10 protein-coding genes and 2 pseudogenes are annotated in these 16,072 nt (G+C 71.5%); 6 read left to right on the top strand and 6 right to left on the bottom strand.

The annotated features are described in order from the left end of the window. Positions 1 to 41 precede the first annotated feature (41 nt). On the top strand, positions 42 to 1,562 hold the full coding sequence (proP, locus tag OG522_RS33655; RefSeq protein ID WP_329467836.1) for a glycine betaine/L-proline transporter ProP: 1,521 nt from the start codon (positions 42 to 44) through the stop codon (positions 1,560 to 1,562). Positions 1,563 to 1,575: 13 nt separating this feature from the next. Here the strand turns inward: proP and OG522_RS33650 are convergent, their stop codons facing one another. Then, positions 1,576 to 3,810, bottom strand: coding sequence for an MMPL family transporter (locus OG522_RS33650; RefSeq protein WP_329466825.1), 2,235 nt, complete (start codon positions 3,808 to 3,810; stop codon positions 1,576 to 1,578). A 202-nt stretch (positions 3,811 to 4,012) separates the two neighbouring features. On the opposite strand from OG522_RS33650, the pseudogene OG522_RS33645 reads away from it, so the two are divergent. The 4 genes and pseudogenes from OG522_RS33645 to OG522_RS33635 all read left to right on the top strand — a co-directional run bounded on the left by OG522_RS33645 (position 4,013) and on the right by OG522_RS33635 (position 6,667). Beyond that, positions 4,013 to 4,812: pseudogene (locus tag OG522_RS33645) on the top strand (MerR family transcriptional regulator). Beyond that, positions 4,809 to 5,021, top strand: coding sequence for a glycosyltransferase (locus OG522_RS41305; RefSeq protein WP_443074779.1), 213 nt, complete (start codon positions 4,809 to 4,811; stop codon positions 5,019 to 5,021). Before OG522_RS33645 ends, OG522_RS41305 begins: the two are co-directional and overlap by 4 nt. After that, positions 4,924 to 5,547, top strand: a pseudogene (locus OG522_RS33640) (glycosyltransferase); the annotation flags it as partial. The gene OG522_RS41305 and the pseudogene OG522_RS33640, both read left to right, overlap by 98 nt. 337 nt (positions 5,548 to 5,884) lie before the next feature. Continuing rightward, positions 5,885 to 6,667: a hypothetical protein gene (locus OG522_RS33635; protein ID WP_329466824.1), complete on the top strand. Its 783-nt coding sequence runs from the start codon at positions 5,885 to 5,887 to the stop codon at positions 6,665 to 6,667. Between the two features lie 49 nt (positions 6,668 to 6,716). On the opposite strand, the gene OG522_RS33630 is transcribed toward OG522_RS33635, so the two are convergent. Together OG522_RS33630 and OG522_RS33625 are read right to left on the bottom strand one after the other, a co-directional pair. After that, positions 6,717 to 7,163, bottom strand: coding sequence for a GNAT family N-acetyltransferase (locus tag OG522_RS33630; RefSeq protein WP_329467835.1), 447 nt, complete (start codon positions 7,161 to 7,163; stop codon positions 6,717 to 6,719). A 110-nt stretch (positions 7,164 to 7,273) separates the two neighbouring features. Beyond that, positions 7,274 to 8,656 carry a geranylgeranyl reductase family protein gene (locus tag OG522_RS33625; RefSeq protein ID WP_443074778.1) on the bottom strand — a complete coding sequence of 461 codons (1,383 nt, stop codon included), beginning with the start codon at positions 8,654 to 8,656 and terminating at the stop codon, positions 7,274 to 7,276. A 218-nt stretch (positions 8,657 to 8,874) separates the two neighbouring features. On the opposite strand from OG522_RS33625, the gene tkt reads away from it, so the two are divergent. Further along, positions 8,875 to 11,109 (top strand): transketolase, encoded by a 2,235-nt coding sequence (gene tkt / locus OG522_RS33620; protein ID WP_329466822.1) that lies wholly within the window; start codon positions 8,875 to 8,877, stop codon positions 11,107 to 11,109. A gap of 208 nt (positions 11,110 to 11,317) precedes the next feature. On the opposite strand, the gene OG522_RS33615 is transcribed toward tkt, so the two are convergent. The 3 genes from OG522_RS33615 to OG522_RS33605 all read right to left on the bottom strand — a co-directional run bounded on the left by OG522_RS33615 (position 11,318) and on the right by OG522_RS33605 (position 15,549). After that, positions 11,318 to 12,316, bottom strand: a complete 999-nt coding sequence (locus OG522_RS33615) for an alpha/beta hydrolase (protein WP_329466821.1) — start codon at positions 12,314 to 12,316, stop codon at positions 11,318 to 11,320. A gap of 269 nt (positions 12,317 to 12,585) precedes the next feature. After that, the gene (locus tag OG522_RS33610; RefSeq protein WP_329466820.1) at positions 12,586 to 14,133 is read right to left on the bottom strand and encodes an AMP-binding protein; all 1,548 of its coding nucleotides are present in this window, start codon (positions 14,131 to 14,133) and stop codon (positions 12,586 to 12,588) included. Positions 14,134 to 14,304: 171 nt separating this feature from the next. Beyond that, entirely contained in the window at positions 14,305 to 15,549 is a 1,245-nt protein-coding gene (locus OG522_RS33605; RefSeq protein WP_329466819.1) for an FUSC family protein, read from the bottom strand. Positions 15,550 to 16,072 lie beyond the last annotated feature (523 nt).

Raw genomic sequence — 16,072 nt, 5'->3', positions numbered from 1 at the left:
AGGGCCGGGGAGCACGGCAGTCCCACCCAGCCACCGACCGGATGCTGCGCACCGTGCTGCGCCGGCGCAAGCGGTCGCTGGGCGAGCAGGACGTCACGGTCGCCGACCGTCCTCAGGTGCGCCGGGCCGTGACGGCCGCGGCCCTGGGCAACACCATGGAGTGGTTCGACTTCGGCGTGTACGCCTATCTGGCCGGAACGATGGGAAAGGTCTTCTTCCCGTCCAGCTCCCCCGGTGCCCAGGTCGTCTCGGCGTTCGCCACCTTCGCCGCGGCGTTCCTCGTGCGCCCGCTGGGCGGCCTCGTGTTCGGCCCGCTGGGCGACCGCATCGGACGGCAGAAGGTGCTCGCCGCCACCATGATCATGATGGCGCTGAGCACGTTCGCGGTCGGCTTCCTGCCGACCTACGCGGCGGTGGGGTTCGTGGCCCCCCTGCTGCTGCTCGTCTGCCGACTCGTCCAGGGCTTCTCGACCGGCGGCGAGTACGCGGGCGCGACCACGTACATCGCCGAGTACGCGCCCGACAGGAGGCGCGGATTCCTGGGCAGCTGGCTGGACTTCGGGACCTTCGTCGGATATTCGCTGGGCTCGGGTCTCGTCACCGTTCTGACCCTGGCGCTCGGCACCGACGGCCTGGAGAGCTGGGGGTGGCGCATCCCGTTCTTCGTGGCGGGTCCACTCGGTCTCATCGGTCTGTACATGCGGCTGAAGCTGGAGGAGACACCCGCCTTCCAGCAGGAAGTCGCGCAGAGCAGGGCGCATGCGGACCGCTCGGAGGACCCGGTGGAGGCGGCTCGCCAGTCCGGCAAGGGGCGCCTCAGGGAGATCTTCACCCGCCACTGGCACGCGGTTCTCATCTGCATGGGTCTGGTCCTGCTGTACAACGTCACCAACTACATGGTCACTTCGTACCTGCCGACGTACATGACCGCCACGCTCCACCAGGACGAGACCACGGCCCAACTCCTCGTGCTCGGCACCATGCTGCTCGTGGTGCTGTGCATCACCGCGGTCGGCCACTCCTCCGACCGGTGGGGGCGCCGTCCCGTCTTCATGGCCGGCAGCATCGCACTGGTCGCCCTCGCCTACCCGGCGTTCCTGCTGATCCGGCAGGGCGGCATCCTGCTGCCGGCGCTGGGGTGCGTCATCCTCGGACTCCTGCTGGTGTCCTTCGCCGGCACGGCCGCGGCCACGCTCCCCGCCCTGTTCCCCACGAGGATGCGGTACGGCGCGCTGTCGATCGCGTACAACGTCTCGGTGTCGCTGTTCGGCGGCACGACCCCGCTGTTCGCCTCCGCCCTGGTGGAGCAGACGGGCAACAACATGGTCCCGGCGTACTACCTGATGGTGGCCGGAGCCGTCGGACTGCTTTCGACCTTCTTCCTCCACGAGACGGCGGGGCGCCCGCTGCGCGGTTCGGGGCCCATGGTCGAGACCGCCGAGGACGCGCGCACGTTGGTCGCCCGCAGCCGCACGTCCGCCGGACGTCACGCCCGGGACGCCTGGATCCGGCTGCGCCACCCCGGCGCCCGGCACAAACCCCCGGGTGACGGGGCGAGTTGAGGGCCACTGCGGCTCATCCCTGGTACTGCTTCGCCGGTACCGGAGCGGATGCGGGTGCCGGCTCGGCCGCGGGGCCTTCCGGGTCGAGCCTCGGGAGGTGGCGGTCCAACCACCCGGGGATCCACCAGTTCGCGCGCCCGAGCAGGTACATCGTCGCTGGTACGAGCAGCAGGCGGACCACGGTCGCGTCGAGGATCACGCTGACACCGAGACCGAGCGCGAGCATCTTCACCACGACGTTCGGGGACAGCATGAACGCCAGGAAGACGCTGGTCATGATGAGGGCGGCGCAGGTGATGACGCGCGCCGTGGCGGCCAGGCCGGTGGCGACGGCCAGATGGTTGTCGCCGCGGTGCAACCACGTCTCGCGGATACGGGACAGCAGGAAGACCTCGTAGTCCATGGCGAGTCCGAAGACGATCGCGAACATCATCATCGGCACGTACGACTCGACGGGCACCTTCTCGGTGACACCGAACAACGCTCCGCCCCAGCCCCATTGGAAGACCGCGACCACCACACCGTAGGCGGCGGCGAGGGAGAACAGGTTCAGTACGGCGGCCTTCAGCGCGACGAGCGGGCTGCGGAAGACGGAGAGCAGGAGTACGAACGCGGCGGCCACGACCACGCCGATGATCAGCGGTAGTTTGGCGACGAGGGTGTCGGTGAAGGTCTGGCCCGCGACGGTGGGGCCGGTGACGAAGCCGGTCGCGCCGGTGCCGGAGAGCGCGGCGGGCACGGTCTTGTGCCGGAGCGTGTGGATCAGGTCGGTGGTGGCCCGGTCCTGCGGGCCGGTGGTCGGGGTGAGGCTGGTGACCAGCACGGCGTGGTCGGGGCTGGGCTTCGGGGGCGTCACCGACGCGACGCCCGCCACGGCCGCCAGGTCGTGTCGCAGCGTGCCTGCGAGGGCCTGGCTCCGGGCCTGGTCGGCGACCTGCTTGTGGTCGAGCTGAGTGACGACCGTGATCGGGCCGTTGGCGCCGGGACCGAAGCCTTGGCTGATGAGGTCGTAGGCCCGGCGGTCGGTGCTGGTGGTGGGCTGGGCGCCCGCGTCGACGTGGCCCAGGTGCATCGAGGCGACCGGGACGGCGAGGAGCCCGAGCAGGAGCAGGCCCGCGGTGAGGAAGAGCCACGGGCGACGGGCGATCCTCGCTGCCCAACGGTGCCAGATGTCGTGGGTGCCGGTGGGTTCGGCGACCGGCGTGCGGACGCGGAGGCGGTCGATTCGGTGCCCGAGCAGTCCCAGCAGCGCGGGGGTGAGTGTGACCGAGGCGGCCGCCGTGACGACGACGGTCAGCCCCGCCGCGACGCCGAGCGTGCCGACGAAGCTCATGCCCGAGACATACAGGCCGCCGAGCGCCATGGCCACGGTCGCGGCGGCGACCAGGACGGAGCGCCCGCTGGTGGCCACGGTGCGGCCGACCGCCTCGGCGGGTTCCAGGCCGTCGCCGAGGAGCGCGCGGTAGCGGGTTGAGAGGAAGAGCGCGTAGTCGATGCCGACGCCCAGGCCCATCATCGCGGCCAGGGTCGGGGCCGCGTTGCCGAAGCTGAACTGCGCCGCGAGCAGGCCGAGTCCGCCGAGTCCGACGGCCAGGCCGAGCACCGCGGTCAGCAGCGGCAGTCCGGCGGCGGCGACGCTGCCGAAGCCGATCAGCAGGACCAGCACGGCGACGCCCAGGCCGATGATCTCCGAGGTCCGGTCGGCGGACTTCGGCGCGGCCAGCTGTCCCAGCGGGTCGCCGTAGTCGACGGTGACGTGGTCGGCGCGCAGTGGCCGGACCGCGGTGTCGACCTTGCCGACGTAGGAGTGGTCGAAGCCCGCCGGATCGCGGGTGAACGTCACGACGATCTGGGCGATGTCGCCCTTGGCGGACACAGCGCCGTGGGTGGTCAGCGGGTTGGTCACGGAGGCGACTTCCGCCAGGTGCTCGAGGTTCTTCACCGTCGCGGCGACGGAGGACCGGTGGCCGGCGACCGAACCCCGGTCGGACTTGATCACGATCGGAGCCGCCGTCCCCGACGTACCGCCGTGGGCCTTGAGCAGGTCGGCGCCGGTCTGGGTACTGGTGCCCGGCAGCGAGAAGCTGTCGGCGAAGCTGCCGCCCCAGCACGCGTCGGCCGCGCCGAACGCGACGAGCAGGACCAGCCAGGCGATGACGACCCGCCAGGCGTGCCGGGCGCACCCGCGCCCCAGGCGATGCAGCCGTCCAGTACCGCCCACGGCGGCCGATGCGGTGTTGATGGTCATGGCCCTGTCTACCGGGTGCCAGGAGACCAGCGGCGCATTGTGCGGGAAATGCGCGGACGTGCCGCACGGACTCACCCGGGTGTCGGCCCGGCGGCAGGGTGACCGTGAAGGCGGCGCCGCCCTCGGGGCCGCCGGCCGGTTCGCGGGTTGACCCTCCCCCTACGTCAGGCTTGAGGCTGGGGCCGGGCGAAAGGACGGGTGGATGAGTTACTCAGTGGGGCAGGTCGCGGCGTTCGCCGGGGTGACCGTGCGCACCCTGCATCACTACGACAAGGCGGGTCTGCTCTCCCCCACCGGGCGCAGTCGCGCCGGCTACCGGCGCTACGGCGACGCCGATCTGGTCCGCCTCCAGCAGATCCTCTTCTACCGCGGACTCGGCTTCTCCCTCGATGAGACCGCCACCCTTCTCGATGGTCCGCAGGCGAAGGTGCTGGCTCAACTACGGTCCCGGCAGCAGGAGTTGCGGGCAGAGATCGCCAGGCTTCAGCGCCTGGACGAGGCGACGGAGCGGGCCATCGAGGTGCAGCGGACCGGGGTGTCGCTGAGACCCGAGGAGCGCGCCGAGGTGTTCGGTGAGGTGACCTTCGACCTCAGCTACGCCACCGAGGCGCAGGTGAAGTGGGAGCACTCGGACGCACACCGGCAGGCGATGGCCCGCGCGTCCGCCCACACCAAGGAGGACTGGCGGCGCCTCATGGGCGAGGCCGCCGCCTGGCGGCGGAGCTGCTCGCGGCCTTCGCCGACGGGGAGCCCGGCGACGGCGACCGAGCCATGGACCACGCCGAGGAGCACCGCCAACATCTCACCCGCTGGTTCACGCCCTGCCCGCCCGACGTACACCGGCGCATCGCGGACGACTTCGCCGCCGATCCTCGTGCCTTCGCCCTGGTCGTACCGCAGTCCCAGCAACGTCGCGGCCTCGCCGGCTACTTGTGCGAGGCGATCCACGCCAACGCCCGGCGCAGCTGTGACTCCCGTACCGAATCCGAGGAAGACCGATGAGAATCCTGATCGCCACAGCTGGATCGCGCGGCGATGTGGCGCCCTACACCGGGCTGGGCGGCGAACTCCGCCGTGCCGGGTACGACGTCGCCCTGGCCACCACGGACGCGTTCGCGCCTCTTGTACGGGAGGCCGGTCTGGCGCTCCGGCATGGAGGTCGTCGGCACCTGGTGGCCGTACCTCGACGCCGCCGGGCGGCTGCCCACTGACCTGGAGGACTTCCTCGCCGCGGGACCCCGTCCCGTCCTGATCGGCTTCGGGAGCATGGCGGCCGGGGAGGGCGAGCGCCTGAGCGAGATCGCCGTACGCGCCCTGCGGCGGGCCGGGCTGCGCGGGATTCTCCAGTCCGGCAGTGCGGGGATCGCGGCGGACGGGGATGACGTCCTGACCATCGGGGACACACCGCACGCCCTGCTGTTCCCCCGTCTGGGCGCGGTGGTTCACCATGCCGGCGCGGGCACCTCGGCGGCCGCGCTGCGCGCCGGAGTGCCGTCGGTCACGGTGCCGGTGACCGCGGACCAGCCGTTCTGGGCCGCGCGGCTCGCCTCGATCGGGGCCGCCACGGACCCCGTCCCCCTCCGCTTTCTCACCGTCGAACGGCTGGCCGACGCGCTCGGCCGAGTAACCCGGCAGGCGTCCTACACCCGGGCGGCCGCGACCGCCGCGCGCCACATGGCCACGGAGGACGGAGCGGGCCGCGCGCTCAAGGCCATTGAGCGGCTGACCGGGTCGTGACCGCTACCCCACTGCGGCGCCGGGTTCGGCGAGCCTCTTGGTGAACTTCAATGGCGAGCCCCTCGGTGAACTTCAATTCGGCCGCCGCCACGTCACTGATGATCGTCCATCCGACTGAGTCGGCTACCCGCAACGGGCGTGCCCGGCAAGGGAGTTGGCATCATCACCCGTGATGATGCCGATCCCGGGGCCGTCCCGCCGTACGGGAGATTCGCCCAGCACTCGACGGGCCCGGACGACGGTCGCGGTCCGGGGCCCCACCCTGCGTCACGCGGTCCGCGGGCTGTCGTCCAGGATGGGGCGCGACAGAAGACGATCGGGAGAGGTCAGCCCAGACGTGAGCCACCATCAGCCGCCGCCGCACGGCACGCAGTCGGCCGCCCCTGGATATGGGCCGCCCCTGTACGGAACGGTGCCGCCGCCCCCTCCGCCTGCGGCACGCCGGACCACCAAGACGCTGCTCGTGGCCGCCGTCGTCGTGGCCATCAGCGTGGCCGGGGCCGCCGGCTTTCTGCTCGGCGAGGACCACACCGGTCCGGCCGCCACGTCCGCGGGCGCCTCTCTGCCGCCCAGGCCGTACAAGCTGACGGTCCCGCCGAGCCTGCTCGACGGGGTGTTCGTGATCGATCCCGACATCATCATCCGGATCACCGACAAGGACATGACCTCGTACGCCGAGGCGGGGATCCGGAACGCGAAGGGGGTGTCCGCCCACTACAAGTCGGGGTCATCCGCTTCACGGCAGCAGGTGCAGTTCTCGGGAGCCTGGGGAACGATCGACGACCCCGACCGGGCGGTCGACCACGAGATCGCCCGGCTCACCGACTCGCGGGGGCCCGGGGACAAGAGGACGGCCGTGGGGGTACCCCAGAACGTGGCCCCCGGCGGCCTTGAGGACGCCGTCATGAAATGCCAGATGCTCAAGGTCTCGGATCCCACCGCCCCGTCGGACCCCGCGACCACCTACCCGGTGTGTGTCTGGGCCGATCACTCCACGCTCGGCCAGGTCACCGTGATCGACCCCAACAGTTTCGCTTCGGGCGGCACCGGCGTCACCCTGGACGAGGACGCCGACACCGCGGCGAAAGTCCGCCAGGCCGTACGCACCCCGGCCGGCTGACCGGCGCGAGCGGAGTCCGGCCGCCAGCGGCGGCGTTCCGGCGCCCGGGTCACCGTCCGGAATGGGCTCGCCCAGCCGGGGGCCGCACCAGGCGGACGTCGATCGGGTCCTCGGCCTCCACGGTGAACCCGTGGCGCTCGTAGAGCCGTTGGGCGGCGCTGCCCTGGAGGACGATCATGCGGACCGGCACGCCGTCGGCGTCGGTGCGCTGCAACAGGCTCCGCAGGACGGCCGAGCCGAGGCCCCGGCCCTGGACGCCGGGGGCGAGATAGAAGTGCTCAAGCCAGTGTCCGTCGTCCGCCGGCCGGAAGGTGACACAGCCCGCGAAGGCACCGTCCGCCTCGATGACCGACGTGTAGCGCGGGGAGAAGGAATCCCGCAACCGCTGCCGGACCCGGTGCTCGTCGAAACGGCCCAACCGCTCCAGGTCCGCACGCATCACCACGGCCTTCAGCTCCGCTATCGCCTCCACATCCGCGGACCGCGCCGGGCGCATGGCCCACGCGATGGGCCGGTCCGACACGGAGCCGGACACCACGGGGGCCGTCGGTATTCCGTCCGTCTTCGTCCTCGCGTTCATGGGTGGAGTATGGCAGCGGGCCATGGTCACGACGTGGACGGTGGGCGGGGCACACATGGTGCCCGGTGTTCACCGCGCGGGGTCTTCTCGTGCGTGGAGGGTGAGGGCACCAGGCGCAGCAGGGTGTGCAGGGTTCTGTCGATGAGGTCGTGGGAGGGTTCGTCGGCGACGTGGGTCAACAGCCGGGCCAGGGTGCGGACCAGAGCGGGGGATGCCATGACATGGCGGTTGAGGAGGGGGCGGTACCCGTACCGTCCGAGGATCACGTCGGCGGCGGAGTTGCCGAGCCGGTAGTAGCGGCCCCAGCGGCGGTTGACCTCCCGGGGGTAGTGGACCAGTGCTTGTTCGCGCGCGGCGCCGCTCGGGCGGAGCAGGGCGAGAGCGGTGGCCTCCGCGGCGATTTCACCGGCCTCCATCGCCTGGACGATGCCCTCGCCGCTCCATGGACTGACCATGCCGGCGCTGTCGCCCACGAGAAGCAGGCCGCGGCTGTACTGCGGGCGGCGGTTGAAGCCCATGGGCAGAGCGGCGCTGCGCAGGGGCGAATCGGCGTTCTCCTCCCGTAGACCCCACTGTTCGGGGAGCCGGGCCAGCCACTGGTCCAGGGTGGCCCTGAGGTCGATGGAGCCGTGGTTGCGGTGCGGCAGCGCGCCGAGGCCGACGTTGACGCGTCCGTCGCCGAGCGGAAAGATCCATCCGTATCCGGGCAGGTCACGGCCGGTACGGGAGCAACGCAGGTCGGCCCAGAGCTCCAGGTAGGGGTCGTGGGTGCGGGTGCTGCTGCGGTAGTAGCGACGGCCGGCGGTGGCGACGGGCCGCAGGGGGTCGCGTCGCAGTCCCATGGCGAGGGCGGTCCGGGCGGAGGCACCGTCGGCAGCGATCACGAGGGACGCACGGTAGGTCCGGGGCTGTTTGTCCGCTCCGGCGAGGGCGCTGACACCCGTGATGCGCCCGCTTCGGTCGGTCAGCGGACCGGTCGCCTTGACCTCCGTACGCAGTCGGGCTCCGGCGGCACGGGCCTGGCGGGCGAGGATGTCGTCGAAGTCGTGGCGGCTGCGGGTGAGGCCGAAGTCGGGCTGGCCGCCCAGGGCCGGCCAGTCGATGTGGACCTGACGGCCACCGCACACCCACCGCATCCCGCGGTTGCGCGTCCAGCCGGGTGCGTCGATGTCGACGCCCATCCGGACCAGCTGGTGCACGGCCCGCGGGGTGAGGCCGTCACCGCACACCTTGTCCCGGGGGAAGGCGCTCTTCTCCAGGAGCAGGACGTCCACGCCGGCTCGGGCGAGGTACAGGGCGGCGGTCGAGCCCGCGGGTCCCGCACCCACGACGATCACTTGCGCGTCTTCGTCACCGTCGCCGCGATCGGGGGGCAGTTCACCTGTCGACGCCACGGTCGGCCTCCTCATGTGCGGTTGCGGCGGGTCGCGCCGCTGCTGGCTACCCTGCCAGTCCCCGATGAAACAGGCGGTCGGCCCCGCGGCCCAGGCCACCGCGTGACTACTCCGTCCGGTGGGGGCGCGCTGCGCGGGTACCCGGGAGGCAGAGGGAGAACCCGGAGACTGGGACCCAGGGTTTCAGGCTCACGGCTTCCACGTCCCCAGAAGTACGCCAAGGAGCAGCAACGATGACCAATCAGCATCCGCAGACCTCGAACGCGAACGCACTGTCCGGCCGGGACGAGTCCCTGGCACTGCCACGGGCGCGGCGGGCCGGGTGGGACTCGGTGGACGTGCGGGCCGTGGACACCGTACGGCTGCTGGCCGCGGACGCGGTGCAGAAGGTGGGCAACGGCCACCCCGGCACGGCGATGAGCCTGGCGCCCCTGGCGTATCTGCTGTTCCAGAACGTGATGCGGCACGACCCGGCCGACGACCAGTGGCTGGGGCGGGACCGGTTCGTGCTGTCCTGCGGGCATTCCAGCCTGACGCTGTACATCCAGCTGTACCTGTCCGGCTACGGTCTCGAACTGTCCGATCTTGAGGCCTACCGCACGTGGGGCTCGGCGACACCCGGCCATCCCGAGTACCGGCACACCCGGGGCGTGGAGATCACCACCGGCCCGCTGGGCCAGGGGCTCGGCAGCGCCGTGGGCATGGCCATGGCAGCCCGGCGCGAGCGGGGCCTGCTCGACCCCGACGCCGCCGTCGGCACGAGCCCCTTCGACCACCACGTGTACGTGATCGCCTCGGACGGCGACATGATGGAGGGCGTCACCTCCGAGGCCGCCTCCATCGCCGGCCACCAGGAGCTCGGCAATCTGGTGGTGTTCTACGACGACAACCAGATCTCCATCGAGGACGACACCAACGTCTCCTTCAGCGAGGACGTGCCCGCGCGCTACGCCGCGTACGGCTGGCACGTGCAGAGCGTGGACTGGACGAGTGGCGGCGAGTACGTCGAGGACGTCGACGCTCTGCTCGCAGCGGTCGAGGCCGCCAGGAACGAGACGGGGCGGCCGTCCCTCATCAAGTTGCGGACGGTGATCGGCTGGCCCGCGCCGACCAAGAAGAACACCGGAAAGGCGCACGGCTCGGCGCTCGGCGACGAGGAGGTCGCGGCCACCAAGGAACTCCTGGGGTTCGACGCGAAGCGTTCCTTCGTCGTCGAGGACGAGGTTCTCGCGCGGGCCCGCGCGGTGGGCGAGCGGGCCGCCGATGTCCGGGCCCGGTGGCACAAGGAGTACGAGGCGTGGCGTGCGGCGCACCCTGAGCGCGCCCAACTCCTCGACCGGCTGCGGGAGCAGGAGCTCCCCGACGGCTGGAGCGACGTACTGCCCGAGTTCCCCGCCGACGACAAGGGCATGGCCACCCGCAAGGCCTCCGGCCAGGTTCTGGGGGCGCTGGCGCCGGTGCTGCCGGAGCTGTGGGGTGGTTCGGCGGACCTCGCCGAGAGCAACAACACCACGATGGAGGGCGCGGATTCGTTCCTGCCCCCCGACCGGCAGACCGCCATGTGGAAGGGCGGCCCCTACGGCCGGACCCTCCACTTCGGCATCCGCGAGCACGCCATGGCCGCGATCCTCAACGGCATCGCCCTGCAGAGCCTGACCCGCCCCTACGGCGGGACGTTCCTGACGTTCTCCGACTACATGCGCCCGGCGGTCAGGCTGGCCGCGCTGATGGAACTACCCGTGGTGTACGTGTGGACGCACGACTCCATCGGGCTCGGCGAGGACGGCCCCACCCACCAGCCCGTCGAGCACCTGGCGGCGCTGCGCGCGATCCCCGGTCTGGACGTCGTGCGACCCGGCGACGCGAACGAGACGGCCGTGTGCTGGCGCACCATCCTGGAGCACACCGACCGGCCCGCCGGACTGGCGCTGACCCGGCAGAACCTGCCCGTCCTGGACCGGGGCCCCGGTTCCGGCCACGCCCCGGCGTCCGGGGCCGCGCGCGGTGGTTACGTGCTCAGCGAGCGGGGCTCCGGTTCCGTACCGGACGTCGTCCTGGTGGCCACGGGCTCCGAGGTCCACATCGCCCTGGAAGCCTGTGAGTTGCTCGCTTCGCAGGACCTGACGGTGCGCGTGGTCTCCATGCCGTGCCGCGAGTGGTTCGCCGACCAGCCGGCCGACTACCAGGACGAGGTGCTGCCGCCCGCGGTGCGGGCCCGGGTCAGCGTCGAGGCGGCCGTCGGGCAGGGCTGGCGCGAGATCGTCGGCGACGCGGGCCGGATCGTGAGCCTGGAGCACTACGGCGCCTCCGCCGACTACCAGCGCCTCTACACCGAGTTCGGCATCACCGCCGACGCGGTCGCCCAGGCAGCGCGCGACAGCATCCGCGACGCCGGTGCCACACCCCGCCCCGGCGGCCACGGCCACCGCGCCGCGCCCAGCAACGGCGGCACGGCCGACCGCAGCTGACCCGACGCCACACGGGCGGCGTCCTCGCCGTGGGAGCCGTCTTTCACCTCTCGCGGTGAAGGGCGGCCCGGCGCTGATCAGCGGCCCGCGCCAGCTGCCGATTCACGGCGGTACCGGTCCTTACCGGCACCACCACGCACCTCCCGCCTGCCGGGCCCAACCGCCTTGCATCGCAGTGGAGTTGGCGACCGACCGGGAACTGTAGGGGCTATGGGAAACCGGGCCGCACGGGCGCAGCGTTGAGCCCACCTGACACTGCTTCTGCCTCGTCCCGGTCGCCGCCGACGGCTGCGTCGGGCCGCGTGAGGATGCGCCGGAGCCAGCGGGAACGGGCATCGCGAGCGTCCTGGCTGAGGGTCGCCTGCGGTGCGAAGGTGTCGAAGCCGTGGCAGGCTCCCGGCCATACGTGCAGTTCGGCTTGGCCGCCGGCCTGCCAGATCGCGTTGGCGTAGGCCACGCCCTCGTCCCTGAAAGTCTCGGCCGAGCCGACCTCGATGTACGCCGGGGGCAGCCTGGACAGATCCGTGGCGCGGGCGGGAGCCGCGTAGGGCGGCAGGTCCGCGGCGCCGTACCGGTCCCCCAACAACGCCTGCCACGCCGTGGTGTTGGAGATTCGGTCCCAGGTGTCCACGCCTGCCATCTGCCGGGCGGAGAAGGTGTCGCTTCGGTCGTCGAGCATCGGGGACAGGAGCAGTTGCCCGATGGCCCTTGGCCCCCCACGGTCACGGACGAGCAGGGCGAGGGCGGCGGCGAGCCCGCCGCCGGCGCTCTTTCCGCCGATGACAACGCGGTCCGCGTCCACGCCCAGCTCGGCCGCGTGCGCCGCCGCCCACACGAATCCGGCGTAACAGTCCTCCACCGGCCCCGGATACCGCGCATGCGGTGCCAACCGGTACTCGACCGACATGACGGCCAGCTCCAGGACGAGCGCCCATTCGCGCAGCAGTCGCGGGAGTACGGACCACGCGTTGCCCATGATCATTCCGCCCCCGTGCAGGTAGTACAGCAGCGGCAGCGGCCCGCCGGCCCCGGCCGGGCGCGCGCTCACGAGCGTGACGTCCGGCCCGGACCCCGTTCCCGGCACACGCAGTTCCTCCACCTCGAAGCGCCCGTCGGCCTGGAGGTCCGAGGCCGTCGGCCTGGGCCGGGCAGCGGCATCCCGCTCCTGGCGCGCCGCAAGGTTCTCGGGGGTGAACGGCTTCCTCACCCTGTCCCCCAACGACCCCAGCGCCAGGCTCAGTTCGGGGTCGAACGGGGGTGGCGCACCACCACCGGAACAGCTGGTCGGCACGGACCGACATGTGGTGTGAGCACATGAAGGGTGCCGTCGCGCGAAGTCCATGCCCCGCAGTCAACCACCCGCCACAGGGGTACTCGCGCCCGGCTCCAAACCGGACGCCGGTACCGCCGTGCCGCCCTCACCGCTGTGTTGCCGTACCACCATGCCGCCCGCACCGCGGTTCCGCCATGCCGCAGTCAGCCGTCCGACACCCTCGCTCCCAGCACCCGCCTGTCCGGCTTGCCCGCCGCGGTCAGCGGGATCTCCGGCACCAGGTGCAGGGCATCGGGAGCGTAGAGCCTGCCCATGCGGGCGGTGACGAAGGTGCGGATCTCCTCCAGAGTGGGCCGCTCACCGACGGCGGGCACCACCGCGGCGTGGACGTGCTCCACGGACTCGTCGTCCCGGCTGGCGAAGACCGCGCACTGGGCGACGGCGGGGTGGCCGAGCAGCAGTTCCTCCAACTCCGCGGGATAGACGTGGCCCCCGACGACCACGATCATCTCCTTGATCCGCCCCACGATGTAGAGGTAGCCCTCCGCGTCCAGGTAGCCCACGTCACCGGTGTGCACCCAGCCGTCCCGCAGCACCTCGGCGGTCAGCCCCGGCTGCTTCCAGTAGCCGCGCATCACATAGGGCGAGCGCACCCGTACTTCGCCGCGCTCGCCGGGCGGCAGGGTGATGCCGTCGGCGTCCCGGATGGCGACCTCCACATCGGGCAGGGCACGGCCGACCGTCAGGTGCCCGCCGGTTCCGGTCAACTCCTGCTCCATGGGGCCCGCTTCGGCGATGTGCTGAGTCTCGGCCTGCCCGTACAGGCCGTAAAGCACGGGCCCCAGGACCTTGGCCGCCTGCCGCAGCCTGGCCGGTGAGGCGGCGGTGCCGCCGTAGGTGATCCGGCGCAGGCTGGACAGGTCGGCGCCCGTCAGGCCCGGGTGGTCCAGCACCTGGTAGAGCAGCGGCGGCAGCAGCCAGGTGTGGGTGATGCGCTCGCGCTCGATGGCGGCCAGCACCTCCCCGGCATCGAAACCGTGCTGAAGCACCACCCGGCCGCCCTCGTAGAGCGTCTTGTCGGCGAAGATCCCGGCGAGGTGGGCGAGAGCGGTGCAGGCCAGGTAGCTGGGCGGGTCGCCCGCGCCGGCGAGCGACCGGTCCAGGGCCAGGCGGTGGGATGCGTGGCTCATTCGGATGCCCTTGGGAATGCCGGTGGTTCCCCCGGTGTGCCGGATGCACCAGTCGTCGTCCGGCCCCACCAGGCCGCCCATCGGCCGCGCCGGGCGCCGCGCGGCCATGGCCAGTACGTCCGGTGCGAAGCCGCTCGGCCCCAGGGAGAGCGTCGGGGGAACGCCGTCCAGGTGCAGCAACTCCCTTGCGGTGGCGTGTCGTTGGCTGTCGACCAGCATCAGGTCACTGTCCACGCTCGCCATGATGTGGGCCATGGTGGGCGCGCTCGTACCCTCGTAGAGCCCGACCACCCGGGCACCGGCGAGATTGGCGGCGTAGCGGGCGATGAGGGCTTCGGCGGTGTTGCCGGTGAGCAGAGCGACCGTGCTGCCGGGGCTCACCTCACGCTCTCCCAGCTCCGCGGCGAGCCGGTGGACCTGGTCCCGGAATTCCCCCGCGCTGATCACCAGCCCCTCCGCAGTGGTGACGGCCGCCCGCGCCGGCTCGGCGGACAGCACATCGAGAACGGCCTCCACATAGCTGCTGAAACCACTGTCCGGAGCGGCGTGTTGCTGACTCATCGCTGGTCTCCCCTGTCGGAACCTCGGTTACGCCCTTGACGCTAACGGCGGTCGTCCGTGCCTTCCACGACCCATTTCGCCATGTGCTCATAACCCACGAGGCATGAGTCACCTACGGCTCAAGGGCACATCAGGGTGGCCCAGCCACCCGGGGCGCCCGGCGATCGAGCGTCACTCGCGCCGCCCTCGGGCGCCCGGCTCCAGCAATTCCTCGGCCTCCCGCAGCCGCAAGCGCTGACGGACGCGGCTGAGGACACGAAAGCGCTGCCGCTGTTCCCGCGACTGCCGGTCGAGCTCCTCGACCAGGCGCTGGGAGCGCTTCTCCACGTCGAGTTCGTCGAGGATCCGGTCGATCTCCGCGAGCAGTGCCCCGTGCAGCTGCCACTGCCGGGGATGCCGCTGCACCTGCGCGAGCAACAGGTCGGCCACCCGGTCACGGCTGACGCGCCCGGCCGTCAGCTCAGCCGCCAGCCGCTCCTCCGCCTCCTCGGCATTGGCGCTGACCTGCGTGGTGATCAACACCGCGAAGCTCTCGACAGCTCGGGCGAGGTGCTCGAAGACGTCCCGCAGGGCGAGTCCCACATCCGGCTCGAAGAGCCACTCCTCGGTACGTTCCTTGGCGAGGTCGGTGAGCGAGCGGCACACCACTCGCAGCACCACCGCCGAAATCTCCAGGGTGTCGAGGCCGGTGCGCAGCACCACCCGCGACAGCAGCCCTTCCTTGACGCGCGGGTTGAGCCGGAGGCTGTCCTCGGCCTGGCGCAGGGAGACGTCCACCTGGACGATGTCGTGGTCGAGCCGCCGGGCCTCATGGAGGCGGGCGGCGGCCCGCGCCACCGGCGTGTGGCCGCCGACCTCCTCCCCCAGGTCCAGCAGCAGACGCCGCATCCGCGCGGCGAGCTCCTCGATGGCCCCGCCCGCGGATTCCACCCATACCGGCGGCGCGAGCAGCACGTTGAACAGCATGCCGACGCCCGCGCCGATGAGTGTCTCAAGCACGCGGTCCCAGGCGGTCGCCGAAACCCGGGTCACACCGAGGACCAGCATCGCGCTGATCGCCACCTCGGGGACGAATTCACCGACCTTGACGAAGCGTCCGACCACCAGCGCCGCCAGGATGATCAGTCCCAGGCTCCACCACGTCAGTCCCACCAGAGCGCTGAAGCCGACGGCGAGGAGTACGCCCGCGATCACGGAGTTCACCCTGCGCACCGCGGTGACCAGGGTGGTGTAGAGGGTGACCTGCACCACGAGGAGGGCCGTCAACGGGGCGGTGAGGGGCGCGGGTTCGCTGCTCAGATGGAGGGCCACCACATAGGAGATGACCGCCGCCGCCGTGGAACGCAGGGTCTGCACCACCGCGGGTTCCCGGCGGCGGCGCGCGAAATCGAGGAAAGGGTCAGTGAACTCCCGCACCTCCCACACCTTCCCTCTCGACGGCATCCACACCAGGGATGTGCCCCCAGCCCGCCACGTCCACCAGTAAATCCGGCGCGACTCACCCGACCGGCCGCTGGACGACGGGTACACCCCGTACGGCTGCCGCTTGGCCGGCAGCCGGGTCACGTACACCTTGGGCCCTCACGGGCTGCCGCATCGCGGCACCCGGTCTTGCCTCCCGGCCCGAGGCGTCCGCGGCGGGTGCATCGGCGGCTGGAGTGCGGCGACGCAGCAAGTGGACGCGCCCCAACTGGCGCTGATTCAGCCTCTGTTCACCCAACTGACGGCCAGTCAAGGGGCGGCGGTCAGCCGCTCGACTCCCGATGCGTCGACCCGGTTGTCCCAGGAATTGCCTCGGGTTTACCCGCAATCCTCTTCCAAGCACATGTGACATGTGCAATTTTACAAGGCACGAGTTGTGCTCATGCCATGGGCGCAGCTCGACCGCGGGCCACCGGGTCCTGCCTTTCGCGTACCCAGTGACGGGCAGACCGGACGG

Source organism: Streptomyces sp. NBC_01431, assembly GCF_036231355.1.
Taxonomy (GTDB): domain Bacteria; phylum Actinomycetota; class Actinomycetes; order Streptomycetales; family Streptomycetaceae; genus Streptomyces.
The sequence above is the reverse complement of the archived record's forward strand: the minus strand, read 5'-3'. Positions and strand labels throughout refer to the sequence as shown.